The following is a 24,471-nucleotide window of genomic DNA, read 5'->3' on the forward strand; positions in this document are numbered from 1 at the left end:
GGCCGGGTCAGGGTTGGTCACAGGGACAGCAGCTGAAGGAGCGATGCGGTGAACACCGAGCGACCCGACAACGACGACGCCGCACGCGAGCCGGGCGCCGCTGAGACCGCCGGTGAGGAGACAGTCCGGGCCGAGGGGAGCCGGGCTCAGGAGGGCAGCGGCGAGGGGGTCGGCGGCAAGCGGGGCCGCGAGGAAGCCCGTGCCGACGAGGACCGTGAAGAGGTCCGCGGCGCGGAGGACCCCGAAGAGGCCGGCGGCGCGGAGGGCCACCCCGAGGTCCCCGAAGGGGCGGACGGCGCGGAGGACCACGCCGGGACCCGCGCCGACGAGGGCCGCCAAGAGGCCCGCGCCGAGGGGGGCCACCCCGACCCGGACGAGGCTCGCGCCGGGCAGAGCCCGGAAGAGGTCCATCCCGGCGAGGACCCCGAAGAGGCTCGCGCCGAGCGTCCGGCACCCCGGCGGCGGTCCCCCCTGGTCGTCGCCTCGGTCACCGCTGCCGTGCTGCTCGTCGGGGGCGGCGGTGCCTACCTCGCCGCGAGCACGTCCGGCGACTCCGGCGGCCGTACGGACTCGAGGGCGCCCGCCGGCGACGGCACTCTCGCGCCGCTGGCCCTCGACGGCTACTCCGAGGGCGGCACGGGAAGCGGCGGCAGCGGCGACCCGAACGGCATCGCGCCGGGCGAGCCGAATCCGTACGGCGTGACGTACCAGGCCGCGGGCACGCTGCCCGACGGTCCCGGCTCGGCGCCGGTGTACTGGGCGAAGGGCCAGGTCACCCAGGACGAGGTGGCCCGCCTGGCCGAGGCGCTCGGCGTCGACGGGACGCCGGTGGCGCAGGGAGAGGTCTGGAAGGTCGGGACGGGGAAGGACGGCGCGGGCCCGAGCCTCCAGGTGGGCAAGGAGGCGCCGGGGACCTGGACCTTCAGCCGATACGCGCCCGGCACGGACGACTGCAGGAGCATCACCGTCTGCACGCAGGACCCGGCGGCGCCGGCCGCCGACCCGGTGAGCGAGGCGGCGGCGAAGAAGGCGGCCGCGCCGATCCTGAAGGCGCTGGACCAGGACGACGCGAAGATCGACGCGAGCCAGGTCATGGGAGCCCAGCGGGTGGTGAACGCCGATCCGATGGTCGGCGGGCTGCCCACGTACGGCCTGACGACCGGACTGACCGTCAGCGCGCAGGGCGAGGTGGTAGGCGGCAACGGCCAGGTGAAGACGCCGGTGAAGGGGGACACGTACCCCGTGCTGAGCGCGCAGGAGACGCTGGACCTGATGAACGCGGCGCCCGGGACCGAGCACCGCATGGGCATCGGCGGCTGCGCCAGCCCCGTACCGCTGAAGGACCGGCTGGAGCAGCCGTGCGGGTCGTCGACCGTGTCGCCCGGTGCCGAGCGGCAGACGATCACGATCGAGGACGCGGTGCTCGGGCTGGCGGTGCGCGGGGCGAACGGGCGGCAGGCCCTGGTGCCGTCCTGGCTGTTCGAGGCACGCGGGTCGGGCGCGCAGGACGACTTCACGGTGACGTATCCGGCGGTGGACCCGAAGTACCTGACCCCGGCGGCGTCGGCCACCCCGTCCGAGCCGACCGCGGCGCCGACGTCGTACGACGTGAAGGTGGACGGCTACACGGCCGACGGCAAGGAGCTCACGGTCAGCTACACGGGCGGGGTCTGCGCCGACTACAAGGTGGCGGCGGTCGAGAGCTCGGACAAGGTGACGGTGACGGTGACCGCGAAGCCCTGGCCGAACAAGATCTGCATCAAGATCGCCAAGGTCTTCCACCAGACGGTGCAGCTGGACGAGCCGTTGGGCGCCCGGAAGGTCGTGGGGTCGGACGGCAAGGCGATCCCGCTGGAGAAGGCGGGGGCACGGCTGCCGTAGGCGTCGACGCAGCCGCAGTAGCAGTGCGCTTGTCCGGACCGCAGGAGTGCGCGTAGGCGGATACGAGAAAGCGGTGGCCCCCTCCGGAGGGGGCCACCGCTTTCTCGTCGCTCAGGCTGCCGAGTCGCCAGGGCTCAGCTGAAGGAGTCACCGCAGGCGCAGGAGCCCGTCGCGTTCGGGTTGTCGATCGTGAAGCCCTGCTTCTCGATCGTGTCCACGAAGTCGATGGACGCGCCGCCCAGGTACGGGGCGCTCATACGGTCGGTGACGACCTTGACTCCGCCGAAGTCCTTGACCACGTCACCGTCGAGGGAACGCTCGTCGAAGAACAGCTGGTAGCGCAGGCCGGAGCAGCCGCCGGGCTGAACGGCGACGCGCAGGGCGAGGTCCTCGCGGCCTTCCTGGTCGAGCAGGGCCTTGACCTTGGACGCGGCGGCGTCGGTCAGGATGATGCCGTCGGTGACGGTGGTGGTCTCGTCCGATACGGACATCTACATCTCTCCCGGGTTGTACGGAGACTGCTTGCCGACGGTTGCAACCGGCGGGGCCGCGGATTCATTCCGGGCCGGGCGCGTGTCTTTCGGGTTCCTTCGGTTCCTACCTTCGAAGTCCCCTGTTCATGCTCGCACACGTGACGGAAAGCGGAAAACGGCTGATCGGGATTCATGTCACACCGACACTATGGCCATCGTCAAAGTGACGTGAAGCGGTTATGATAGATAGCGTCATTTCGACGAAAAGTAGCGTCGGCCCGATGTCCGAGCCGACGAGCCGCAGAACAGAAAGGGTGCGTGCCGTGACCACCGCCCAGACCCAGGAGCTCGACGTACAGCCGACGCCCCTCGCCCTGCTGCTCCTCGGCCGTGAGGCCGACCCGAAGAGCGAGCGCGGCGTCGAGTGTCCCGGCGACCTCCCCTCACCGTCCGACCCGGACCTGGTCGAGCGCGCCCGCGCGGCCAAGGAAAAGCTCGGCGACAAGGTCTTCGTGCTCGGCCACCACTACCAGCGCGACGAGGTCATCCAGTTCGCGGACGTCACGGGCGACTCCTTCAAGCTGGCCCGGGACGCGGCCGCACGCCCGGAGGCCGAGTACATCGTGTTCTGCGGTGTGCACTTCATGGCGGAGTCCGCGGACATCCTGACCGGCGACGACCAGAAGGTCGTCCTTCCCGACCTCGCCGCCGGCTGCTCCATGGCCGACATGGCGACCGCCGAGCAGGTCGCCGAGTGCTGGGACGTGCTGACCGAGGCCGGCATCGCCGAGCAGGTCGTCCCGGTCTCGTACATGAACTCGTCCGCGGACATCAAGGCGTTCACGGGCAAGCACGGGGGCACGATCTGCACCTCGTCGAACGCCAAGAGGGCGCTGGACTGGGCGTTCGAGCAGGGTGAGAAGGTCCTGTTCCTCCCCGACCAGCACCTCGGCCGGAACACCGCGGTCCGCGACATGGGCATGTCGCTGGAGGACTGCGTCCTCTACAACCCGCACAAGCCGAACGGCGGCCTGACGGCGGAGCAACTGCGCGACGCGAAGATGATCCTGTGGCGCGGCCACTGCTCGGTCCACGGCCGTTTCTCGCTGGACTCGGTGAACGACGTGCGCGAGCGCATCCCGGGCGTGAACGTCCTGGTGCACCCCGAGTGCAAGCACGAGGTCGTGGCCGCGGCGGACCACGTCGGTTCGACCGAGTACATCATCAAGGCGCTGGAGGCCGCCCCGGCCGGCTCCAAGTGGGCCATCGGCACGGAGCTGAACCTGGTCCGCCGCCTGGCGAACCGTTTCGCGCCCGAGGGCAAGGAGATCGTCTTCCTCGACAAGACGGTCTGCTTCTGCTCGACCATGAACCGCATCGACCTCCCCCACCTGGTGTGGACCCTGGAGTCGCTGGCCGAGGGCAACCTCGTCAACCGCATCGAGGTCGACAAGGAGACCGAGGCGTTCGCGAAGCTGGCGCTGGAGCGGATGCTGGCGCTGCCGTAGGGCTCGGCTTCCCAGGAGATACCAAGATGCCCCTTCCTTCCGAAGGGGCATCTTGCTGTTCGCTCGCCAGGGAGACGACAGCCCGGCTGATCGCCCTGCCGGGCCGCACTTCACCTGCCGGTCAGCTCGACAGGCCGGCGAACATGCCGGGGTCGTAGGAACCTCCCTGCGTGCGTGTGATCACGCCGAGCCGGTTGGCGGCGTTGATCATGGCGACCAGGGAGACGAGCGCGGCGATCTGATCGTCGTCGTAGTGCTTGCGCACCTGGGCCCAGGTCTCGTCGGACACGCCGTGGTGGGCGTCGGCGAGCCGGGTGCCCTCCTCGGTCAGCGCCAGCGCGGCCCGCTCGGCCTCGGTGAACACGGTGGACTCGCGCCAGGCGGCGACCAGGTGGAGCCGGAGCGAGGTCTCACCGGCGGCCGCGGCTTCCTTGGTGTGCACGTCGACGCACCAACCGCAGCCGTTGATCTGGCTGGCGCGCAACTCCACCAGGTCCTGAAGGGCCTTGGGCAGCGACGACTCCCGGATCGCCAGGCTGACGTTGTAGATCCGCTTGCCGACCTTGGCGCCGATCTCGTTGGTCATCAGGTTGATACGGGGTTCCATGGCTTCGTCCTCACCTCTGAAGTGGCGTGCCGCGCGGATCGTTCGCACGGCGTCCTGACGAACACGAGATGCCGACGCCCCGGTCCTTGTGACAACGACGGTCGTGTGACGCGCGTCACTGAAACCGGGTGTCACAAAGCAGGGGAGACCGGCATCTTGTGCGTGTGGACCGATCGAGAGCGGACAGGTGGGAGTCAGCTATGAGCGAGAGCGGCGGGCGAACAAGGGACACAGCCGGGCCACTTGCTCGTGGTGACCGGATGAACTCCGCCACCGAGGCGTTCGTCGCCCACCGCAACCTGCTGTTCACCGTCGCCTACGAGATGCTCGGCTCTGCCGCCGACGCCGAGGACGTCCTTCAGGAGACCTGGCTGCGCTGGGCGAACGTCGACCTCGACACCGTGCGCCAGCAACGTACCTACCTGGTGCGGATCACCACGCGCCAGGCGCTGATGCGGCTGCGTACGCTCCGCCGGCGCAAGGAGTCCTACGTCGGACCCTGGTTGCCCGAGCCGCTGTTGACCGCCCCCGACGTGGCCGAGGACGTCGAGCTGGCGGACAGCGTCTCGATGGCGATGCTGCTGGTGCTGGAGACACTCGGCCCGACCGAGCGGGCGGTGTTCGTGCTGCGCGAGGTGTTCGATCTGGAATACGACGAGATCGCGGAAGCCGTCGACAAGAACCCGGCCGCGGTCCGCCAGATCGCCCACCGCGCGCGAGCGCACGTCGCGGCGCGCCGACCGCGCGGGGTCGTTTCTCCGGCCGAGGCCCGAGACGCACTCGACGCCTTCCGACGCGCGGTCGAAACGGGCGATCTGCAACGGCTGCTCGGCGTCCTCGCGCCGGATGTCGTCCTGTTGGGCGACGGTGGCGGAGTCGTGCAGGCCGCGCTGTCGCCTGTCGTGGGAGCCGACAAGGTGGCCCCTCTGGTCGCCGGGCTGACCAGGTTCGGCGCCGCGGCGTCGCTGAGGTCGGCACAGGTCAATGGCCATCCGGCGTTGATTCTCCGGCTCAACGGCCGGATCGACACCGTCTTGGCGGTGCGCATCGACGACGGCCTCATCACCGGGCTCTACGCCGTGCGCAATCCCGAGAAGCTGTCACGGGTCGAGAGGGAGACCGCTGTGAGCCGCTGAGTCCCCGTGCTCGTCGTCCCAGCCGTCGCCCGGGAGGCATTCGTCAACTCCCGGAAGACGTAATGGAAACGGCCGGGTCCCGTGCGTCCACGCACGGGACCCGGCCGTCACGCCGTCAAGCCGTCACACTCCCGCCGGCTCCAACGCCGTCTTCTCCGTCTTCGTCTCCCTCTTCGCCGCCCGCTTCTTCGCCCGGCGCTCCTTGCGAAGCTCGAGCATCGCGTACAGCGTCGGAACCAGAAGAAGGGTCAGCAAGGTCGACGTGATGAGCCCACCGATCACCACCACCGCCAGCGGCTGCGCGATGAAGCCGCCCTCACCCGTGACGCCCAGCGCCATCGGCAGCAGCGCGAAGATCGTCGCCAACGCCGTCATCAGGATCGGCCGCAGACGGTGGCGGCCACCCTCCACCACGGCCTCGACGACGCCGTAACCCTGTCGCCTGTACTGGTTGATCAGGTCGATCAGCACGATCGCGTTCGTCACCACGATGCCGATCAGCATCAGCATGCCGATCATCGCCGGTACGCCCATCGGGGTGCCCGTGGCCAGCAGGAGGCCGATCGCGCCGGTCGCCGCGAACGGGATCGAGACGAGCAGGATCAGCGGCTGGGCGAGCGAGCGGAACGTCGCCACCAGCAGCATGAAGACGATCGCGATCGCCGCCAGCATCGCCAGGGCGAGGTTCTTGAACGCGTCGTCCTGGTTCTGGGAGACGCCGCCGATCTCCGCCGTCGCGCCCGCCGGGAGCTTCAGGGAGTCGAGCTTCGAGGTGAGGTCGGCGCTCACCGCGCCCGTGTTGTCGCCGGTCGGCTTGGCGGTGATGGTCGCCGCTCGCTGGCCGTCGATACGGGTCATCGAGACCGGGCCGTCCACCAGCTTCACCGTCGCGATGTCGCCCAGCTTCACCGCGCCCAGGCGCAGTTCCTGAAGCTGCTTCAGGGTCTGGGCCGGCTTGGCCGACTTGATGACCACATCGCGCTCGGTGTCGTCGACGATCGCTTTCGCGGCCGTCGTACCCCGTACCGCCTGAGCCACCGCCGCGCCCAGCGTCTGGTCGTCGAAGCCCGCCGCGGCGGCCTTCGGGTTCGCCTTGACCGAGATGCGCGGCACGCTCTGCGCCAGGTCGCTGGTGACGTCCGTGACGTCGTCCAGGCCGGCCACCGCGTCGCGGACCTCTCCCGCCGCCTTGCGCAGCACGTCCGCGTCGGCCGCCTTGACGACCACGCTCAGGTCCTGGTTGCCGAAGCCGTCACCGGCGGCGACCGTGGTCGTGCCGATGCCCTTCAGGGCCTTCAGACCGTCCTCGATGCGGTTCTGCACGTCCTCGTACGAGGCCGAGTCGTCCAGCATGACCTGGTACGACGCCTGGTTGGTGCCGGTGCCGCCGCCGAAGGCCGCCATGAAGCCGGACGAACCGACGGTGACCTGGTAGTCCTTGACGCCCTTCACCCCGGCGAGCAGCTTCTCGACCTTCTGCGCCTGCTCGTCGGTCGCCGTCAGGCTCGTGCCCGGCGCCAGTTCCTGCTTGACGGTGAGGACTTCCTGGTCGCCCTGGTCGAAGAAGTTCGTCTTCAGGAGCGGGGCCATGGCGAAGGTGCCGATCAGGACCACCACCGCGATCGCCACGCTCGTCAGACGGCGGCGGGTCGCGAAGCGCAGGACGGGGACGTAGACGCGCTGGAGGCGGCTGCTCGCTTCCTTCTCCTCCGCCTTGCGGCGGGCCTCCGCCGCGTCCGCCGGGGTGCCCTTGGGGGCGCGCAGGAACCAGTACGACAGGACCGGGACGACCGTCAGCGAGACGAGGAGGGAGGCCAGCAGGGCCGCCGTCACGGTGATGCTGAACGAGCCGAACAGCGCGCCCACCATGCCGCCGACCAGACCGATCGGGAGGAAGACCGCGACCGTGGTCAGGGTCGAGGAGGTGACCGCGCCGGCCACCTCGCGGACCGCGTTCAGGATCGCGGCCTGGCGCTCCTCGCCGTAGCCGAGGTGGCGCTTGATGTTCTCCAGGACGACGATCGAGTCGTCCACCACCCGGCCGATCGCGATCGTCAGCGCGCCCAGCGTCAGCATGTTCAGGGAGAGGTCCCTGGTCCACAGGACGATCAGGGCCAGCACCACGGACAGCGGGATGCTCACCGCCGTCACCAGCGTCGAGCGGACCGACGCCAGGAAGACCAGGATGACGAGGACCGCGAAGAGCAGGCCCAGCGCGCCCTCCGTGGTCAGGCCCTTGATCGACTTCGACACGGCGGGGCCCTGGTCGCTGACGACCGTGATCGTCGCGCCGGAGCCCAGGTCCTTGCGCATGTCCGGCAGTTTGTCGTCGACGGCGTTCGAGATGGCGACCGCGCTGCCGTCGTGGTCCATGGTGACCATCACGGCGAGGCTCGGCCTGCCGTTCGTGCGGGTGATGGAGTCGGCCGGGGCCTCCTGCTGCTTCACCGTCGCCACGTCGGCAAGACCGACCGGGCGCTTCCCGCCCGTCACCATCAGGTCCTCGATCTGCTTCAGCGAGGTGAAGCCGCCGCCGACCTGGACGGTGCGGTTCTTGCCGGCCTCGTCGAAGGAACCGGCCGAGACGGTCGCGCCGCCCGCCTGGAGGGCCTGGGCGAGGGCGGCCGTGGTCAGACCCGCCTTCGCCAGTTTCGCGTCGTCGGGGGTGACGGTGACCTGGAGGTCGCGTACGCCGTTGACGGTGACCTGGCCGACGCCGTCGATGTCCTTCAGGTCCGGTACGACCGTGCGGTCGAGCTGGTCGGCCAGGGCCTGCTGGTCCTGGCCGGAGGTCACGGCGAGGACGACGGTCGGCATGTCGTCCGTCGAACCGGCGACGACCTGCGGGTCCACGTCGTCCGGGAGCTGGGCCCGGGCCCGGTTTACGGCCTGCTGGACGTCGGCGACGAGCTGCTTGGAGTCGTTGCCGTAGTCGAAGGACGCCACGATCACGGCGTTGCCCTCGCTGGCCGTGGAGGTGACGCCCGAGATGCCGTCGACGGCGTCGAGGGTGTCCTCGATCGGCTCGACGACCTGCTTCTCGACGACGTCCGGGGACGCTCCCTGGTAGGGCGCCAGCACCGACACCATGGGCAGTTCGATGGTGGGGAGGAGTTGCTGCTTGAGCTGCGGAATCGCGATCGCGCCGAAGGCGATCGCGATGATGGACATCAGGCCTATCAGGGCCCGTTGCGCGAGGCTGAACCTGGACAGCCAGGACATGGATCAGGGTCTCTCTTCTGGGAGCGGCAGAAGTCACGGAACGCACGCCCCTGCACAGGGGAGCGCCCGCTCCTACACCCTGAGCCATCTCCCGGGGGTGATCCCTAGGCCCCAGGTCCATTTCCTTATACGGCGCATACTCCCGGCGCAGTACGGCCGGGTCCAGCTCAGTCCACCCTCGGGCGTACCAGGCCGGACTCGTACGCGATCACGACGAGCTGGGCCCGGTCCCGGGCGCCGAGCTTGGCCATGGCCCGGTTGACGTGCGTCTTCACCGTGAGCGGGCTGACCTCGAGGCGTTCGGCGATCTCGTCGTTGGAGTGGCCTCCGGCGACCTGGACGAGCACCTCGCGCTCGCGCACGGTGAGCGTTCCGAGCCGCTCGGAGCGGACCGGGTCGGAGGCCTCGTCCGCCGCGTCGCCCTGCGCGAGGAAGCGGGCGATCAGGCCCTTGGTGGCGGCCGGGGACAGCAGGGCCTCGCCGCCGGCCGCGACCCGGATGGCGTTGAGGAGTTCCTCCGGCTCGCTGCCCTTGCCCAGGAACCCGGAGGCGCCGGCGCGCAGCGACTGCACGACGTAGTCGTCGACCTCGAAGGTCGTCAGGATGACCACCCGGACCTGGTCCAGGGCCGGGTCGGCGCTGATCAGGCGGGTGGCCGCGAGGCCGTCCGTGCCGGGCATGCGGATGTCCATCAGGACGACGTCGGCGCGTTCCTCCTTGGCCAGCCGGACCGCCTCCGCGCCGTCGGACGCCTCCCCCACCACCTCCATGTCGGGCTCGGAGTCGACGAGCACCCGGAAGGCGCTGCGGAGCAGGGCCTGGTCGTCGGCGAGCAGGACACGGATGGTCATACGGGCTCCCCCGGCTCTCCCGCGGCGGCTGTGCGGGTCTTGACGGGCAGGATCGCATGGACGCGGAAGCCGCCGCCGTACCGGGGACCGGTGGTGAGGGTGCCGCGCAGGGCGGTGACGCGCTCGCGCATGCCGAGCAGCCCGTGGCCGCCCCCGACGCAGGAGGTGTCGTCCTGGGGGGCGGGGCGGCCGTTGTCGAGGACGGTGATCTCGATGTGCGGTCCCACGCGTACGACGCTGACCTCGGCCTTGGCTTCGGGGCCCGCGTGCTTCTGCACGTTGGTGAGGGCTTCCTGGATGACGCGGTAGGCGGCCAGGTCGACCGCGGCGGGGAGGGTGGTGCCCTGGTCGGCGCGGGCCACCTCGACCTGGAGGCCGGCGCTGCGGAAGGTGCCGGTGAGCTCGTCCAGGCGGTCGAGGCCCGGAGCGGGCTCGGTGGGGGCCTCGGGGTCGCCGGACTGGCGGAGCAGGCCGACGGTGGCGCGCAGTTCGTTGAGCGCGGAGCGGCTGGCCTCGCGTACGTGGGCGAGGGCCTCCTTGGCCTGGTCGGGGCGCTTGTCCATGACGTGGGCGGCGACCCCGGCCTGGACGTTGACCAGGGCGATGTGGTGGGCGACGACGTCGTGCAGGTCGCGGGCGATGCGCAGGCGTTCCTCGGCGACCCGGCGGCGGGCCTCCTCCTCGCGGGTGCGTTCGGCGCGGTCGGCGCGGTCGCGGATGGCCTGGACGACGGCGCGGCGGCTGCGGACGGCGTCTCCTGCGGTGGCGCCGATGCCGGTCCAGGCGAAGACGGCGAGGTTCTCCTGGGCGTACCAGGGGAGGGGGCCGGCGAGCATGGACGCGCCGGTCAGGACGCTCATGGTGAGCAGGCCCGCGCGCCAGGTGGTGGGACGGTCGGTGGTGGAGGCGACGGTGTAGAGGGCGATGACGGCGCTCATCACGACGGGGGCGCGGGGGTCGCCGGTGACGTTCTCGACGAGGGCGAAGGTGCCGGTGAGGGCGAGGACCGTGATGGGGGCGCTGCGGCGGAAGACGAGGGCCACGGCGCCGAGGGTGATCAGGACGAGGCTGAGGGGGTCCGGGGTGCGGATGCTCCAGCTGACGCCGTTGTCACCGCGCGGCTCCACGAAGGAACCGGCCACCATGCAGACAAGCACGCCCGCCGCCAGCGCCGCGTCCAGCGCCAGGGGGTGCGCTTTCAGCCGGAGTCGGGCGCGTTCGAGGGTGCTCACGGTTGAACAGTACGGGGGAGTCGTCGGCGCCGGAACAGGTGTCGGCGTAACCCCCGCACGGTCTGTAAGGGTCCCGGTACGGCAGGTGTCAGCCGGGGATGAGGCCGTCGTCGCTCAGCAGGTCCCGGACTTCCTCCAAGGTCGCGTCCTCGGAGGGGAGGATGAGCTCCGACGGTTCCAGGGAGTCGTCCGGGAGGGGCTGGCCCAGGTCGCGGACCTTGGTGAGGAGGGCCTGGAGGGTGCGGCGGAAGCCGGGGCCGTCGCCCTTCTCCACCTCGGCCAGAAGCTCGTCGTCCAGCTTGTTCAGCTCGGTGAGGTGGCTGTCGGCCAGCCTCACCTGCCCCTCCCCCATGATCCGTACGATCATGTCGCCCTCCTCGGCGTGGGCCCCGGCTGCGGTCCGTTGATCACTGCTGACTACTGCTTGTCGAAGCGCGGGGTGTCCTGCGGCTGCTGCTGGGACTGCGACTGGCCCGTGCCGCCTTCGATGGCCTGCTGTCCGGACGACGTGCCGCCGGCCAGCTCCGCCTTCATGCGCTGCAGCTCCAGCTCTACATCCGTACCACCGGAGAGCCGGTCCAGCTCGGCCGTGAGGTCGTCCTTGGCCATGCCGGTGGGGTCGTCGAGGGCGCCCGAGGCCATCAGTTCGTCGAGCGCGCCGGCGCGGGCCTGGAGCTGGGCGGTCTTGTCCTCGGCGCGCTGGATGGCCAGGCCGACGTCGCCCATCTCCTCGGAGATGCCGGAGAAGGCCTCGCCGATCCGGGTCTGGGCCTGGGCCGCCGTGTAGGTCGCCTTGATCGTCTCCTTCTTCGTACGGAAGGCGTCGACCTTGGCCTGGAGTCGCTGGGCCGCCAGGGTGAGCTTCTCCTCCTCGCCCTGGAGCGTCGCGTGCTGCGTCTCGAGGTCCGTCACCTGCTGCTGGAGCGCGGCACGGCGGGAGAGCGCCTCACGGGCCAGGTCCTCACGGCCCAGCGCGAGCGCCTTGCGGCCCTGGTCCTCCAGCTTGGTCGACTGCTGCTGCAACTGGTTGAGCTGGAGTTCCAGGCGCTTGCGCGAGGTCGCCACGTCGGCGACGCCGCGGCGCACCTTCTGGAGCAGCTCCAGCTGTTTCTGGTACGAGTAATCGAGGGTCTCGCGCGGGTCCTCGGCCCGGTCAAGGGCCTTGTTCGCCTTCGCGCGGAAGATCATCCCCATACGCTTCATGACACCGCTCATGGGCTTCGCGCGCCCCCTTCTGACGGACTCCAGCTCCAGCGACTGCAACAGAACCCACAGTACGGGCCCTGCATCCATTACCGCACTGTTCGGGGACGGATGCGCTCATCCCCAAGGACGACTGCTGACGGTCCTGCTCCGGCGTGAGGAGTAGGTGGCTCCCGGGGTTGCCGGCGGTGACCCCCGGGGTGTTCGCCGGGTGAACCGTCTGCAACGTCCCCTCTGTCCCCCTACAGACGACCGGTGTTGCCGGATCGTTCCCGGCCGGGCTGGGGTCCATGCCTCCGCACCACGTACCCTTGGGTTTTGTGTTCCGTAGCCGTGCCAAGGAAGAGAAGGCCCCCGCCGACAAGGCGCAGGTGACCGACTCCAAGCAGACCCGTGACCCGCAGGCCCCGAAGGGCAGGCCCACACCCAAGCGGAGTGAGGCCCAGTCCCAGCGCCGCAGCGTCGCCAATACGTCGCTGTCGCGCAAGGACGCCGCCAAGCGGCAGCGCGAGGAGCGCCGCCAAGCCATGGACCGGCAGCGCCAGGCGCTGGCCAGCGGCGACGAGCGGTACCTTCCGGCCCGTGACAAGGGCCCGGTCCGCAAGTTCGCGCGTGACTACATCGACTCGCGCTTCAACATCGCGGAGTTCTTCCTGCCGATGGCCGTGGTCATCCTCGTGCTGAGCATGGTGCGGGTGGGCTCGCTGCAGAGCATCGCGCTGCTGCTGTGGCTCGTGGTGATCGTGCTCATCGTGCTCGACTCGATCCTCTCCGGCTTCCGCCTGAAGAAGCGGCTGGCCGAGCGCTTCCCCGACCAGAACAGGCGGGGCGCGGTCGCCTACGCCCTGATGCGCTCCCTCCAGATGCGCCGGCTCCGGCTGCCCAAGCCGCAGGTCAAGCGCGGAGAGCGACCCTGAGCACTACGTCGTTCTCCGGGGGCGCCGCCGATGCCTGGCTGAGCAAGCTGGGCGGGCTGCGGAACGTGGTACGGCAGGAGCTGGTGGCCCGGCAGCTCGATGAGCAGATAGCCGGGCGGTTTCCCGTCGGGCAGCGGCTGCGGGTGCTGGACGTCGGGATGGGCCAGGGCACGCAGGCGCTGCGGCTGGCCCGGGCCGGGCACCAGGTGACCGGGCTCGAACAGGACGCGAAGATGATCGCGACCGCGCGCGAGACACTGGCGTCGGAGCCGGAGGGGATCCGCGACCGCATGCGGATCATCGAGGGCGACGGCCGGGACACCGGGGTGCACTTCCTGCCGGGCAGCTTCGACGTCGTGCTCTGCCACGGCGTCCTCATGTACGTCGAGGAGCCCGACCCGCTGCTGGCCGGGCTCGCGCGCATGCTCGCGCCGGGCGGCCTGCTGTCGCTGCTGGTGCGCAACGCGGACGCGCTCGCGATGCGGCCGGGCCTGTCCGGGGACTGGGCGGGAGCACTGGGCGCCTTCGACACCACGGCCTACCGCAACCGGCTCGGTCTCGACGTGCGCGCGGACCGCCTCGCCACACTGACCGCCACACTCGCCGGCATCGGCGCACCCCTGCACGCCTGGTACGGAGTGCGGATCTTCACGGACACCGCGGCGGACGGCACCGAATCACCCGCCGACATCGAGACGCTCCTGGCGGCCGAGGAACGGGCCGGGCGGACGGATCCGTACCGGGGAGTCGCGGCGCTGCTGCACCTGTGCGGGGTGCGGGGCTGAGTCCCCGCGGGTGTGCCGGGCTGGGTCCCGGCGGATGCGGGGCTGAGTCCCCGCGGGTGTGCCGGGCTGGGTCCCGGCGGATGCGGGGCTGAGTCCCCCGCGAGTGCCGGGATGAGTCCCCGGCGGGTTCCGGGCTGAGGCCCCGACGGACGCGGGCCGGCCTCGGTGGTGTGCTCGTTCGGGTGAGCAGGGCAAGCCGGACATTCACTCCGAAGAGAGACTCGGGGCATGGACGCTTCTCTTGCGCGTGCCCGTCGGGTGGTCGCTCTCGTCTGCTTCGCCGTGCTCGTCTCCGGGTGTTCCGATTCCGGTTCGCCGGGCAAGGAGGAGGACTCGACGAGGCAGGCCGCCGCACAGGAGGCCGCGGTGCCCAAGTCGGGCAGCGACCTGCAGAGCGACTACCAGAGGGTGATCAGGGACGTTCTGCCGTCGGTCGTGCAGATCCAGGCCGGCAGTGACCTGGGGTCGGGGGTCGTCTACGACGACAAGGGGCACATCGTCACCAACGCGCACGTGGTGGGGAACGAGAAGACCTTCCGGGTGACGACCGCCAACAGCGAGGACCCGCTGACCGCGAGCCTCGTCTACTCGTACCCGGAGCAGGACCTCGCCGTCATCAAGCTCGACAAGGTGCCGGAAGGGCTGAAGGCCGCGACCCTGGGGGACTCCGCCAAGGTCGAGGTGGGGCAGATCGTGCTGGCGATGGGCTCGCCGCTCGGGCTGTCGTCCAGCGTGACCCAGGGCATCGTGTCCGCGACGGGGCGGACGGTCAGCGAGGGGCGGACGGGCGGGGGCACCGGAGCCACCATCGGCAACATGGTGCAGACCTCCGCGGCCATCAACCCCGGCAACAGCGGGGGCGCGCTCGTCAACCTCGACGGCCAGGTCATCGGCATCCCGACGCTCGCCGCCACCGACCCCGACATCGGGGGCGGCGCGGCACCCGGGATCGGGTTCGCGATCCCCGCCTCGATGGTGAAGACGATCGCCGACCAGATCGTCAGTGAGGGCAAGGTCACCGACTCGGGCCGGGCGGCGCTCGGCATCGTCGGCCGTACGGTCGTCGACGAGAACTACCGGGCCGCCGGGGTCGCCGTGGTGGAAGTGAAGAGCGGCGACGCCGCCGCCCAGGCCGGCATCGAGCCCGGGGACATCATCACCAGGCTGGGCCGCGTGGCCATCACGTCGATCACCTCGCTGTCGGAGGCACTCGTGGCGCACCAGCCCGGGGACAGGACCACGGTGACGTTCACGCGCGACGGCGTCGAGAAGACCGTGGATGTGACGCTGGGCGAGCAGTGAGGCGGGCGAGGGCCGGCCGACAGCCCTCGCCCCAGGGCTCAGGACTCCTCGGCGTGCAGGCTCATCGGCCCGTAGATCTCCGTGGAGTCCTCGAACAGCCGCACCTGGTCCGCGCCGCCTTCGAGCAGGTCCTTCCAGACCTCCCCGATCCAGGACTCGGCGTCCCCCTGCGTCGTGAACTCCTCGGGCTGCACCGCGGGCTGGACCTCTGTCCCGTCGGCCTTCTCGAACCGCCACAGCCATGCCGCCATGTACGCCTCCCAGATGTGAGCACATGCAGAGCAGAAGCCGGATCTTGGTCCGGCTCCTGCCCTGAGCCTATGCGCTCCGCTGGGTGCGAGGTCAGAGGACCGCGGGTGTTCGTCGGCCGCGGCTCATCCGTGGCCGGCCGCGCCCACGCGGCCCAGCCGCACCCGGTCACGGCTCCGAGCCTGTGCGGGCACGGCACCTGGACGCGCGCTGTCTCCGGCGGCACGGGAAAATCGGCTCCGTGGAACTGACTCTGCTCGGCACCGGCGCCCCCGCGGGCCTCCCCCGCCCCGACTGTCCCTGCGCTGCCTGCGCGTGCGCGCTCGGCGCCGATGCGCGGGCGGCCACCGCGCTGCTGGTGGACGGCACACTGCTGCTGGACCTGACGCCCGGCGCGGCCTTCGCGGCGGCGCGTGCCGGGCTTTCGCTGGGCGGCGTACGGCAGGTGCTGCTGTCGCATCCGCACGACGGGCCCGCACTGGAGGTGCCGGCCGGGCTGCCGCAGCCCGGGCGGGTGCCGGACGGGCGGGAGTTGGCGCTGCTGACGGGGCATCGGGTGCGGGCGGTGGCGATGGACGCGCCGGGCACGGGGTACGCGGTGACCGGGCCGGGCGGGCAGCGGCTGCTGTATCTGCCGCCGGGGTGTGCGCCGGCAGGTCTGGAGGAGGGGAACGAGGTGTCGGCGCCGTACAACATGGTGCTCATCGATGTCGTGGGGCGACCGGACGCGCTCGCCAAGCTGCGGGCGGTGAGGGCGGTGGGGGCGACGACCGACGTCGTCGCCGTCCACCTCGATCACGACGTGCCGCCGGGGCCCGAGTTGCGGCGGCGGCTCGCGGCGGCCGGGGCGCGGGCGGTGCCGGACGGGTCGACGCTGACCGTGGGGGTGTACGAGGACGTACCGGACGTACCGCGGCGGACGCTGGTGCTGGGCGGCGCGCGGTCCGGGAAGTCGGTGGAGGCCGAGCGCAGGCTGGAGGCCTTCCCCGACGTTCTCTACGTCGCCACGGGCGGTTCGCGCAGCGGCGACCAGGAGTGGGCGGCGCGGGTCTCGGCGCACCGGGAGCGGCGTCCGGGATCGTGGCGGACGGTGGAGACGTGCGACCTGGTGCCGTTGCTGGCGGAGGACGGGGCGCCGCTGCTGATCGACTGTCTGTCGCTGTGGCTGACGGACGCGATGGACTCGGTCGGGGCGTGGGACGACGCGACGTGGGCGGACGGCGGTGAGCGGGCGCTGCGCAAGCGGGTGCGGGAGCTGACGGCGGCGGTGCGCGCCACCCGGCGGACCGTGGTCGCCGTGTCGAACGAGGTGGGGTCGGGGATCGTGCCGGCCACGGCGTCGGGGCGGCGGTACCGGGACGAACTCGGGCGGCTGAACGCCGCGTTCGCCGGTGAGTGTGAGCAGGTGCTGCTGGTGGTGGCGGGGCAGGCGCTGACGCTGCGTGGGTGAGTGTGGGGCGTGAGCGTCGCGGCGGGTTCAGTTCCTGCGGGCGATGACGCGGTACGTGTTCGCGAAGCGGGTGTGGCGGAGCAGCGGGGCCAGGGTGTGGTCCAGGGCCGCCGCCGCGGCGACGAGGGGGGCACTCGTCTTGAGCAGTGCCGTGCGCAGCCGGCACCGGAACTCTCCGGGCGGGACCGCTCTCCAAGGCGCGTCCGGTGTGGGCAGGGCCCGGGTCAGGGCCAGGGCCATCGCGCCGGCCAGGTCGCGGGGGACGTGGGCGGCGCGGCGGTCGGTGGTGACGATCGTGCAGCCCTGGGACTCGAGTTCCGTGCGCAGGTTGGACAGCGGGATCAGGTGGAGGTGGCGAGGCTGGCCGTACGGGAGCCACCACTTGCCCAGCAGGGTCGCGAACGCGCTGCGCGGGTCGGGGAGTTCGAGCAGGAGGTGGCCGCCGGGGCGGAGGGCCGTGAGGGCGGCGCGAAGTTCCTCGCGGGGGTACGGGACGTGCGTCAGGTGGTGGAGCACGCTCACCACGTCGTAGCGGGCGCGCAGCCGGGTGGTGATCTCCGGGATGCTCAGGTGGCCCACGTACGCCTCCTCGACGCGGCCGGCCTCCCTGGCCCGCGCCACCCGCGGCGTGGGATCAAGTCCGTCGAACGAGGTGTAGGGGAACAGTTCGTTCGCGGTCTCCGGGAAGTGGGCGTGGCCCGTCCCCACGTCGAGCCAGCTCTCCGGCTCGGGGAACGGCAGCATCGCGCGGGCGGTGGCGCGCAGGTGCCGGCGGCGGCCGTGGGCCCCGAGGGCGCGTTCCGCGAGGACGGCGACCTCGTCGGGGTGCCCTTCGTGCAGGCCGCGGTGGTAGAAGGCCAGGCCTTCGGCGGTCAGGCGGGGGTTCTGGAAGGCGTGCGCGCAGTCCCCGCACTCGTCGACGGCGAACGTGCCCGGTTTGCCCTGGAGCAGGTCGGGGGCGCGCAGGCGGGTGCGCAGGCGGGTCGAGCCGCACCAGGGGCAGTCCTCGCGGCGCGGCCCGTGGAAGCGGTCGGTGCCCTGGGCGAGTTCGGCGGTGTAGAGGGCGCGGCGCTGCTCGGCCGGGTGGAGGACGGAAGGGGAGGCGGGGGGCGGAACGGGCTTGGCGGACATGTGCGGCTCCCGGTGGGGCGAGAGGGCGACGGCAGGGCACGATCGAAGGCTTACCAATTCACCGCAAAGTGGAACGTATGGGATCGCGATCTTGGGCGCAACGACGTCACGCCCGCGGGGTGGCGATGTGGCGCCGACACGTTCGATCAGTGCCGGTACTGTTCGGCGAATGAGCTCGCTTAATCTCGACGACTTCACCGATCTGATCGAGCGCCCCGACGGCGGGGTGCGCCGCGACGCCGAGGCGCGCCGGGAGCGTCAGATCGTGCCGCCCGGATCGCTGGGGCGCCTCGACGACCTGGGTGAGTGGCTGGCCGCGGCCCAGTCGGCCGTGCCGGTGCGACCGGTCGAACAGCCGCGGGTCGTGCTCTTCGCCGGGGACCACGGGATCGCCGGACGCGGTGTCTCCGCACGGCCCGCGGGCAGTGCCGCGGAGCTGGTCCGCGAGGTGCTGGAGGGCGGCCGGCCCGTCTCCGTGCTGGCCCGCCGGCTCGGGGTGCCCGTACGGGTGGTGGACATGGCCCTGGACTGCGAGCCGGACGCGCTGCCCGAAGCCGTCGTCCGGCATCGGGTGCGGCGCGGCAGCGGGTCCATCGACGTCGAGGACGCACTGACCCTGGAGGAGGCGGAGGCCGCGTTCCGGGCCGGGGTCGCGGTGGCCGACGAGGAGGCCGACTCCGGTACGGATCTGGTGGTGCTCGGCGATGTGAGCGTGGGCGGGACCACGGCGGCGGGGGTGCTGGTCGCCGCGCTGTGCGGGACCGACGCGTCCGTGGTGACCGGGCGGGGCGGGCTCGCGATCGACGACCTCGCGTGGATGCGCAAGTGCGCGGCGATCCGTGACGCGCTGCGGCGGGCCCGGCCGGTGCTCGGGGACCAGCTGCGGCTGCTGGCGGCGGTGGGCGGCGCCGACCTCGCCGCGATGACCGGGTTCCTGCTGCAGAGCGCGGTGCGGAAGATGCCGGTGGTGCTGGACGGGGTCGTGGCGGCCGCGTGCGCGCTGGTGGGTCAGCGGATCGCGTTCCGGGCGCCGGACTGGTGGCTGGCCGGGCACAGCAGCGGGGAGCCGGGCCAGGCCAAGGCGCTGGACCGGATGGCGCTGGAGCCGCTGCTGGATCAGGGGGTGACCGTCGGCGAAGGGGCGGGGGCCCTGCTGGCACTGCCCCTGGTGCAGGCCGCGGCGGCACTGGCGGCGGAGCTGCCGGAGAAGCCGGAGGCGAAGGAGGAGGAGCAGGAGCAGGAGGAGCAGGAGGCGTAGCCGTAGAAAGGGCTGCGGCGAAAGAGCGGTTCATGGGAGACGCCCCCATATGATCGCCCTTCATGGGAGATGTCCGAATCGCGCCTGTCCGGGATCGCCGTAGCACCGGAGCCTCGCGGCGGGCCGCCGGCCTCGCCGTCTGGTATCTGCGGGCCGTCGCCTTCGTCAACTTCCTCAGCGCGGTGTGGGTCTCCCTGGGGCAGGACGTGCGGCGGCACAACCAGGAGAACTTCTTCACTCCGTACCTGCTGACGGCCGGGTTCGCCTCGGGTGTGTTCACCGCGTTCCTGGCCGTCACCATGCGGCGCCGCAAGCGGGCCGCGTGGATCCTGAACCTCGGGCTCAGCGGGCCGTTCCTGCTGCTGTTCGCCCTCGCGATGGCATTGCCCGAGGTCCGGCAGTACACGCAGAACTGGATCTCCCTGGGCCTGACCGCGGCCTTCGTCGGCGTGCTCCTCGTCGGTCGGCGCGAGTTCTACGCCAAGGGCGACCGCGCCAATCCCCGGCTCGCCGCCGTCGTCGGCGTCGGCGGGCTGCTGCTCTCCTCCCTGCTGGCCGCGCTGCTGGTGACGGTCACCAACCAGGCGGCGGACGCGGGCCGTTCGACGTTCCCGGAGCGATGGTGGTACGGGACGCTGCGGCTGGTCTCGGTCGCGGCCGACGAGTCCCGCTTCCCGGGGATCTCGCCGCCGAACTGGGCCAACGTCGCCGTCAACGTGCTCAGTACGGCGCTGGTCCCGGCCGTGTTCTACGCCGCCTTCCGCTCCCGACGCGCCGTCGACCCGCTCACCGAGGACGACGAGAAACGGCTGCGGGCGCTGCTCGAGCAGCAGGGCGAGCGGGACTCGCTGGGGTACTTCGCACTGCGGCGGGAGAAGAGCGTCGTCTGGTCGCCGACGGGCAAGGCGGCGGTCGCCTACCGGGTCGTGGGTGGGGTGTCGCTGGCGTCCGGGGACCCGATCGGGGACCCGGAGGCGTGGCCGGGGGCCATCGAGCCGTGGCTCGCCGAGGCTCGGGTGCACGGGTGGATTCCGGCCGTGATGGGGGCGAGCGAGGAGGCCGGGACAGTGTACGGGCGGCACGGCCTGGACGCGCTCGAACTCGGGGACGAGGCGATCGTGGAGGTCGCCGAGTTCACGCTGGAGGGGCGGGCCATGCGGACCGTGCGGCAGGCGTACAACCGGGTGAAGCGGGCGGGCTACGGCGTACGGATCCGGCGCCACGAGGACATCACGGCGGACGAGATGGCGTACCTCGTCCGGCGCGCCGACGACTGGCGCGACGGGGCGACCGAGCGCGGGTTCAGCATGGCGCTGGGCCGGCTCGCGGACCCGGAGGACGGGCGGTGCGTGATGCTCGAGTGCACGGACGCGCAGGGGGAGTTGAGGGCACTGCTCTCCTTCGTGCCGTGGGGGCCGCACGGGCTGTCGCTCGACCTCATGCGGCGGGACCGGGACTCCGACAACGGGCTGATGGAGTTCATGGTCATCGAGCTGCTGCGGCGGGCCCGCGAGATCAAGATCATGCAGGTCTCGCTCAACTTCGCCATGTTCCGTTCGGTCTTCGAACGTGGTGCACGCCTCGGCGCCGGGCCGGTGCTGAGGCTGTGGCGGTCGCTGCTCAGCTTCTTCTCGCGCTGGTGGCAGATCGAGTCGCTGTATCGCGCCAACGCCAAGTACCGGCCCATCTGGGAGCCGCGGTTCCTGCTCTTCGAGAAGAGCGCGGACCTGCTGCGCATCGGCGTCGCGTCGGCGCGGGCGGAGGGGTTCCTGGAGGCGCCGGGGCTGCCGAAGTTGCTGCACCGCAGGCGCCTGGACACGCACAGATGAGACCACGGGGATGAGGAACACCGGATGAACAGGCTCGCCCGCTGGGCCCGCGCCGAATGGGGACTGCTGTACGTCACGGTGCGGGAGCCACTGCTGAAGCGGCGCTGGCGGGCGATCCCGATGAGCATCGGGGCGGTGTGCCTGACCACCGTCACCCAGGTCGTGCAGAACCAGTCATGGGGTTACCGGTTCGTGCAGAACATCGGTGCCGTGCGGGCCGAGGACCCGCTCTGGCCGGCCCTGCTGCGTACGCCCCTGTCGCTGTTCGTTCCGGCGCTCGACCTGCCGATGTGGGGCGCGCTCGCGCAGCTCCTGGTCGTGTTCGGGATCGCGGAGATCTGTCTGGGCTGGTCCCGGACCCTGGTCATCGCGTACGCCGCCACCCTCGCCGGAACGCTCTACGCCCGCCTGGGCATCCGGCTCGGCCCCGACCACCCCCTGGGCCTGCCCGTCTCGGACGCCCACGTCGTGGACACCGGGCCGTCGGCGGCGGTGGTGGGGCTGGCGATCTTCCTCGGCTGGCGCTACGGCGCGTACGCGACCGCGGGTGCGGTGACCCTCGCGATGATCGTCGAGGTGCTCCTGAAGGAGAACCTGGCCGGCAAGGAGCACCTGGCGGCGATCGCGGCGATGGTGCTGCTGTGCGGTGCCTCGGCACGACGACACCGCCCACGGGGTCGCGGACCGGGGCTGGACAGACCGCCGGGCCCGGACCCGGACCCGGCGAAACGGTCCGGCACCGGCGTCGGCTCGGGCCCGCTGCCCGACCCGCCCTGAGAAACCCGCCCAGCCGCACCGCACCGGACCGTGCATCCACCCCACGACACCCTCACCGACCGCCGGGGCCCGGGCCGGGAAGTCGGGTCGGCAGGGGATCGGGCTTGCCGCCGATCCAGTCCTCGAGGGCACGGCGGGGGCCCGCCCAGCGACGGTCGTGGCGGTAGGCGCGCAGGCGGGATCTGGCTCGGGCGCGCGGGCGGCGGCGGTAGAAGCGCTTGGCCCAGGGGGATCCTGGGCGGGCCAGACGGATCGCTCCGACCAGGGCGACAACGGGGACGATCACACCGAAGAGCGCGGTCCGCGCCTTGCCCTTGCTCAGCGCGACGAGGGAGAAGAGGAAGCTCGTGGCGACGGTCACGATGACGCCACCGCGGTCCTGGATTTCCTCCTGGGAGAGGTCGTTGACGCCGAACGGGACGAAGCCGGCGAGGACCAGGCCGACCAGGGCCGCCGTGACCACCACGACCTCCACGCTCTTGCGCCCCTCCTCGGTCCAGTAGACGTCGTCGAGGTGCAGGATGAGCGCGAACTCGTCCAGGACGAGGCCCGCGCCGACACCGAAGAAAACGGCGAACAGGACCGAGCCGAAGCCGTTCCGGCCGCTGGCGACCGCCCCGAAGCCGCCGATGACGGTGAGCACGACACCGGGCACCACGTGGTGGATGTGCATTCCGCCGGCCTTGACGTTGCCGAAGGGCCCCTTGCCGGCTCTGATCATGCGGGTGATGACCCGGGTGGCCACGAAGGTGACGACGAAGGACGTGAGGGCGAGGAGCAGCGGAAGCTTGCCCGGTTCGATGATGTTCCGGTGCAACCAATGTCCCATATAGGCACTTTATCCACGGCTGCCGTGGGCACTCCCCGCACCGCCGGGTAATCTGCGCCGGTGCCCAAGACCCCCGCCTGGCCGGACGGCCTCCGTTTCGCGTTCGGCACCCTGACCGTGCTCCCGGTGCGGGTGACCCGATGGGACCGGGAGGCCGCGCGCGGCGGCATGTTGTGCGCTCCGCTGGCCGGTCTGGTGGTCGGTGTCTGCGCCGCCGCACTCGGTGCGCTCCTGCTGTTCCTCGGCGCCGGCCCGCTGCTCGCCGCCGTCGCCACCGTCGCCGTACCCGCCGTACTCACCCGCGGGCTGCATCTCGACGGACTGGCCGACACCGCCGACGGGCTGGGCAGCGGCAAGCCCGCGGAGGACGCGCTGCGGATCATGAAGCAGTCGGACATCGGACCGTTCGGGGTGATCACGCTCCTCCTCGTGCTGCTCGCCCAGGTGGCCGCGCTGGCACAGGCGTACGGCGACTCCTGGGCACGCGGCGCCCTCGCCGCCGTCGTCGCGGCGACCGCCGCACGGCTGGTGCTGACGCTCGCCGCCCGCGGCGGGGTACCGGCCGCCCGGCCGGAAGGGCTGGGCGCCGCGGTCGCCGGGGTGGTTCCGGTGCGGGGAGCGGTGGGGGCGGTGGCCGTCGTCGTCCTCGCCGCCGGTACGGGGGGCGCGCCCTTCGGGACGTACGAGGTCGTCCGCACGGCCTTCTCCGTCCTCGCCGCCGTCGCCGCCGCCGAACTCCTGCTGCGCCGCTGCACCCGCCGCTTCGGCGGGGTCACCGGTGACGTGTTCGGCGCCCTCGCGGAGACGGCCGCGACGGCCGTGTTCGTGATCCAGTCGCTCGGCCGCTAACCTGTTCCGCCTTACACGGACAGGTGATCGTGATCGGGGGATGTCCGTGCCGAAGCTGCGCCGTGCCATGGCCTGGTTCATCGACTTCGCGCTGGTGCTCGCGGGGGCCTCGGTGCTCGCGGTGCTCACCTTCCACCGGATGTCCGGTCTCGTCACCGACGTGCCGGAGCTCGCCACGCGCAGCGGGTTCGACCTGCTGACCTCGCGCGGCGACGTCATCGGCGCCTCGGAACACTTCGGGCTGTCGCTGTGGAACAAGGCGGTGCTGTACGTCGAGGAGGCCTTCGGGCTGCTGGTCGTCGTCACGTTCCTCTACCAGTGGGGCTCCCTCGCGCTCGTCGGCCGCACCCTCGGCAAGGGTCTGCTCGGCCTGAAGGTCGCTCCCTTCCCTCCGCGCCGGGCCGCGATGCGGGCGGCCGTGACCACCGCGGCCGATGTCGCCGTGTACGCCGTCGCCTGCGTCCTGCTCGTCGAAGGCCACTTCCTGCTGTCGGTGACGGTGTGGGCGGTGGCCGTCGCCGTCTTCTTCCTCAACGCCCTGCCGGTCCTCTCCCCCAGCCGCCGCTCCCTCGCCGACCGGGTGGCCGGCACGACGGTGACCGGGTTCGGGCTCAGCAGGGGCGGCGCCACGCCCCCGGTTCGTACTTCCTGAGCGGCGAACTCAGCCTCAGGCTCACGGACTCGGCGCACGGTTGTCGACCGCGAAGCCGAAGTCCTCGACCAGGTCGATGACTTGGTCGAGGTCGTTCTTCAGGCCCGGCCGACATACCACGCTCGTGGGCCGGTTGAGCGATGAGGCGGTCGCGGTCGAGGCGGTCGCAGCGGAGCCCGTCGGCGGCCTCGAGCGGGAAGCCGGCGCGGTCGCGGCAGCCGTCCACGCTGTCGGGCTCGACCGCGTCGAAGCCCTTGTCGCGGCACCTGTCGAAGCGGGCCGCCATCAGGACGACCGCCGGCTCGCCCGGCGCCGAGGCACGCTCATCGG

23 protein-coding genes are annotated in these 24,471 nt (G+C 71.5%); 12 read left to right on the plus strand and 11 right to left on the minus strand.

Annotated features, from left to right (window positions below):
- Positions 1 to 48: 48 nt before the first annotated feature.
- The gene (locus ACFY16_RS05670; protein ID WP_390645778.1) at positions 49 to 1,881 is read left to right on the plus strand and encodes a hypothetical protein; all 1,833 of its coding nucleotides are present in this window, start codon (positions 49 to 51) and stop codon (positions 1,879 to 1,881) included.
- 134 nt (positions 1,882 to 2,015) lie between these two features.
- Here the strand turns inward: ACFY16_RS05670 and ACFY16_RS05675 are convergent, their stop codons facing one another.
- Positions 2,016 to 2,372 carry an iron-sulfur cluster assembly accessory protein gene (locus ACFY16_RS05675; protein ID WP_351142715.1) on the minus strand — a complete coding sequence of 119 codons (357 nt, stop codon included), beginning with the start codon at positions 2,370 to 2,372 and terminating at the stop codon, positions 2,016 to 2,018.
- A 305-nt stretch (positions 2,373 to 2,677) separates the two neighbouring features.
- On the opposite strand from ACFY16_RS05675, the gene nadA reads away from it, so the two are divergent.
- Complete coding sequence (nadA, locus tag ACFY16_RS05680) at positions 2,678 to 3,862, plus strand: quinolinate synthase NadA (RefSeq protein WP_390645779.1); 1,185 nt, start codon at positions 2,678 to 2,680, stop codon at positions 3,860 to 3,862.
- Positions 3,863 to 3,983: 121 nt separating this feature from the next.
- Here nadA and ACFY16_RS05685 read toward each other — a convergent pair whose 3' ends face one another.
- A complete protein-coding gene (locus ACFY16_RS05685) occupies positions 3,984 to 4,469 on the minus strand; it encodes a carboxymuconolactone decarboxylase family protein (protein WP_390645780.1) in 486 nt (161 codons plus the stop codon).
- Between the two features lie 260 nt (positions 4,470 to 4,729).
- Between ACFY16_RS05685 and ACFY16_RS05690 the strand changes: the two genes are divergently transcribed.
- Positions 4,730 to 5,605, plus strand: a complete 876-nt coding sequence (locus tag ACFY16_RS05690) for an RNA polymerase sigma-70 factor (protein WP_390645781.1) — start codon at positions 4,730 to 4,732, stop codon at positions 5,603 to 5,605.
- Positions 5,606 to 5,728: 123 nt separating this feature from the next.
- Here the strand turns inward: ACFY16_RS05690 and ACFY16_RS05695 are convergent, their stop codons facing one another.
- The 5 genes from ACFY16_RS05695 to ACFY16_RS05715 all read right to left on the minus strand — a co-directional run bounded on the left by ACFY16_RS05695 (position 5,729) and on the right by ACFY16_RS05715 (position 12,125).
- Positions 5,729 to 8,827 carry an efflux RND transporter permease subunit gene (locus ACFY16_RS05695; RefSeq protein WP_390645782.1) on the minus strand — a complete coding sequence of 1,033 codons (3,099 nt, stop codon included), beginning with the start codon at positions 8,825 to 8,827 and terminating at the stop codon, positions 5,729 to 5,731.
- A 167-nt stretch (positions 8,828 to 8,994) separates the two neighbouring features.
- Positions 8,995 to 9,678 carry a response regulator gene (locus tag ACFY16_RS05700; RefSeq protein ID WP_390645783.1) on the minus strand — a complete coding sequence of 228 codons (684 nt, stop codon included), beginning with the start codon at positions 9,676 to 9,678 and terminating at the stop codon, positions 8,995 to 8,997.
- Positions 9,675 to 10,910, minus strand: a complete 1,236-nt coding sequence (locus tag ACFY16_RS05705; protein ID WP_390645784.1) for a sensor histidine kinase — start codon at positions 10,908 to 10,910, stop codon at positions 9,675 to 9,677. The genes ACFY16_RS05700 and ACFY16_RS05705 overlap by 4 nt, the downstream gene beginning before the upstream one ends.
- An 88-nt stretch (positions 10,911 to 10,998) precedes the next feature.
- Positions 10,999 to 11,277, minus strand: a complete 279-nt coding sequence (locus ACFY16_RS05710) for a hypothetical protein (protein ID WP_390645785.1) — start codon at positions 11,275 to 11,277, stop codon at positions 10,999 to 11,001.
- A gap of 50 nt (positions 11,278 to 11,327) precedes the next feature.
- Positions 11,328 to 12,125 (minus strand): PspA/IM30 family protein, encoded by a 798-nt coding sequence (locus ACFY16_RS05715; RefSeq protein ID WP_390645786.1) that lies wholly within the window; start codon positions 12,123 to 12,125, stop codon positions 11,328 to 11,330.
- Between the two features lie 278 nt (positions 12,126 to 12,403).
- Between ACFY16_RS05715 and ACFY16_RS05720 the strand changes: the two genes are divergently transcribed.
- From ACFY16_RS05720 to ACFY16_RS05730, 3 genes are all read left to right on the plus strand, one after another.
- Positions 12,404 to 13,030, plus strand: coding sequence for a DUF3043 domain-containing protein (locus ACFY16_RS05720; RefSeq protein ID WP_390645787.1), 627 nt, complete (start codon positions 12,404 to 12,406; stop codon positions 13,028 to 13,030).
- 83 nt (positions 13,031 to 13,113) lie between these two features.
- Complete coding sequence (locus ACFY16_RS05725; protein WP_390646101.1) at positions 13,114 to 13,815, plus strand: class I SAM-dependent methyltransferase; 702 nt, start codon at positions 13,114 to 13,116, stop codon at positions 13,813 to 13,815.
- A gap of 228 nt (positions 13,816 to 14,043) precedes the next feature.
- Positions 14,044 to 15,117: a S1C family serine protease gene (locus tag ACFY16_RS05730; RefSeq protein ID WP_390645788.1), complete on the plus strand. Its 1,074-nt coding sequence runs from the start codon at positions 14,044 to 14,046 to the stop codon at positions 15,115 to 15,117.
- A gap of 38 nt (positions 15,118 to 15,155) precedes the next feature.
- On the opposite strand, the gene ACFY16_RS05735 is transcribed toward ACFY16_RS05730, so the two are convergent.
- Positions 15,156 to 15,368: a hypothetical protein gene (locus ACFY16_RS05735; RefSeq protein ID WP_351142741.1), complete on the minus strand. Its 213-nt coding sequence runs from the start codon at positions 15,366 to 15,368 to the stop codon at positions 15,156 to 15,158.
- Positions 15,369 to 15,607: 239 nt separating this feature from the next.
- Between ACFY16_RS05735 and ACFY16_RS05740 the strand changes: the two genes are divergently transcribed.
- Positions 15,608 to 16,816, plus strand: coding sequence for a bifunctional adenosylcobinamide kinase/adenosylcobinamide-phosphate guanylyltransferase (locus ACFY16_RS05740; protein WP_390645789.1), 1,209 nt, complete (start codon positions 15,608 to 15,610; stop codon positions 16,814 to 16,816).
- 27 nt (positions 16,817 to 16,843) lie between these two features.
- Here the strand turns inward: ACFY16_RS05740 and ACFY16_RS05745 are convergent, their stop codons facing one another.
- Complete coding sequence (locus ACFY16_RS05745; protein WP_390645790.1) at positions 16,844 to 17,947, minus strand: class I SAM-dependent methyltransferase; 1,104 nt, start codon at positions 17,945 to 17,947, stop codon at positions 16,844 to 16,846.
- Between the two features lie 169 nt (positions 17,948 to 18,116).
- On the opposite strand from ACFY16_RS05745, the gene cobT reads away from it, so the two are divergent.
- The 3 genes from cobT to ACFY16_RS05760 all read left to right on the plus strand — a co-directional run bounded on the left by cobT (position 18,117) and on the right by ACFY16_RS05760 (position 21,811).
- Positions 18,117 to 19,205: a nicotinate-nucleotide--dimethylbenzimidazole phosphoribosyltransferase gene (gene cobT / locus ACFY16_RS05750; protein WP_390645791.1), complete on the plus strand. Its 1,089-nt coding sequence runs from the start codon at positions 18,117 to 18,119 to the stop codon at positions 19,203 to 19,205.
- Between the two features lie 62 nt (positions 19,206 to 19,267).
- Positions 19,268 to 21,034, plus strand: a complete 1,767-nt coding sequence (locus ACFY16_RS05755) for a phosphatidylglycerol lysyltransferase domain-containing protein (RefSeq protein WP_390645792.1) — start codon at positions 19,268 to 19,270, stop codon at positions 21,032 to 21,034.
- 24 nt (positions 21,035 to 21,058) lie between these two features.
- Positions 21,059 to 21,811 carry a hypothetical protein gene (locus ACFY16_RS05760; protein WP_390645793.1) on the plus strand — a complete coding sequence of 251 codons (753 nt, stop codon included), beginning with the start codon at positions 21,059 to 21,061 and terminating at the stop codon, positions 21,809 to 21,811.
- Between the two features lie 52 nt (positions 21,812 to 21,863).
- Here ACFY16_RS05760 and ACFY16_RS05765 read toward each other — a convergent pair whose 3' ends face one another.
- Positions 21,864 to 22,640, minus strand: coding sequence for a hypothetical protein (locus ACFY16_RS05765; RefSeq protein ID WP_390645794.1), 777 nt, complete (start codon positions 22,638 to 22,640; stop codon positions 21,864 to 21,866).
- Positions 22,641 to 22,700: 60 nt separating this feature from the next.
- Between ACFY16_RS05765 and ACFY16_RS05770 the strand changes: the two genes are divergently transcribed.
- Both ACFY16_RS05770 and ACFY16_RS05775 read left to right on the plus strand, forming a co-directional pair.
- Positions 22,701 to 23,489 carry an adenosylcobinamide-GDP ribazoletransferase gene (locus ACFY16_RS05770; protein ID WP_390645795.1) on the plus strand — a complete coding sequence of 263 codons (789 nt, stop codon included), beginning with the start codon at positions 22,701 to 22,703 and terminating at the stop codon, positions 23,487 to 23,489.
- Positions 23,490 to 23,529: 40 nt separating this feature from the next.
- On the plus strand, positions 23,530 to 24,141 hold the full coding sequence (locus tag ACFY16_RS05775) for an RDD family protein (RefSeq protein ID WP_390645796.1): 612 nt from the start codon (positions 23,530 to 23,532) through the stop codon (positions 24,139 to 24,141).
- Here the strand turns inward: ACFY16_RS05775 and ACFY16_RS05780 are convergent.
- A complete protein-coding gene (locus tag ACFY16_RS05780; protein WP_390645797.1) occupies positions 24,101 to 24,427 on the minus strand; it encodes an endo alpha-1,4 polygalactosaminidase in 327 nt (108 codons plus the stop codon). The two genes, ACFY16_RS05775 and ACFY16_RS05780, sit on opposite strands and share 41 nt — an antisense overlap.
- Positions 24,428 to 24,471: the final 44 nt, after the last annotated feature.

It is taken from the genome of Streptomyces sp. NPDC001315 (genome assembly GCF_042896175.1).
Lineage (GTDB): Bacteria > Actinomycetota > Actinomycetes > Streptomycetales > Streptomycetaceae > Streptomyces.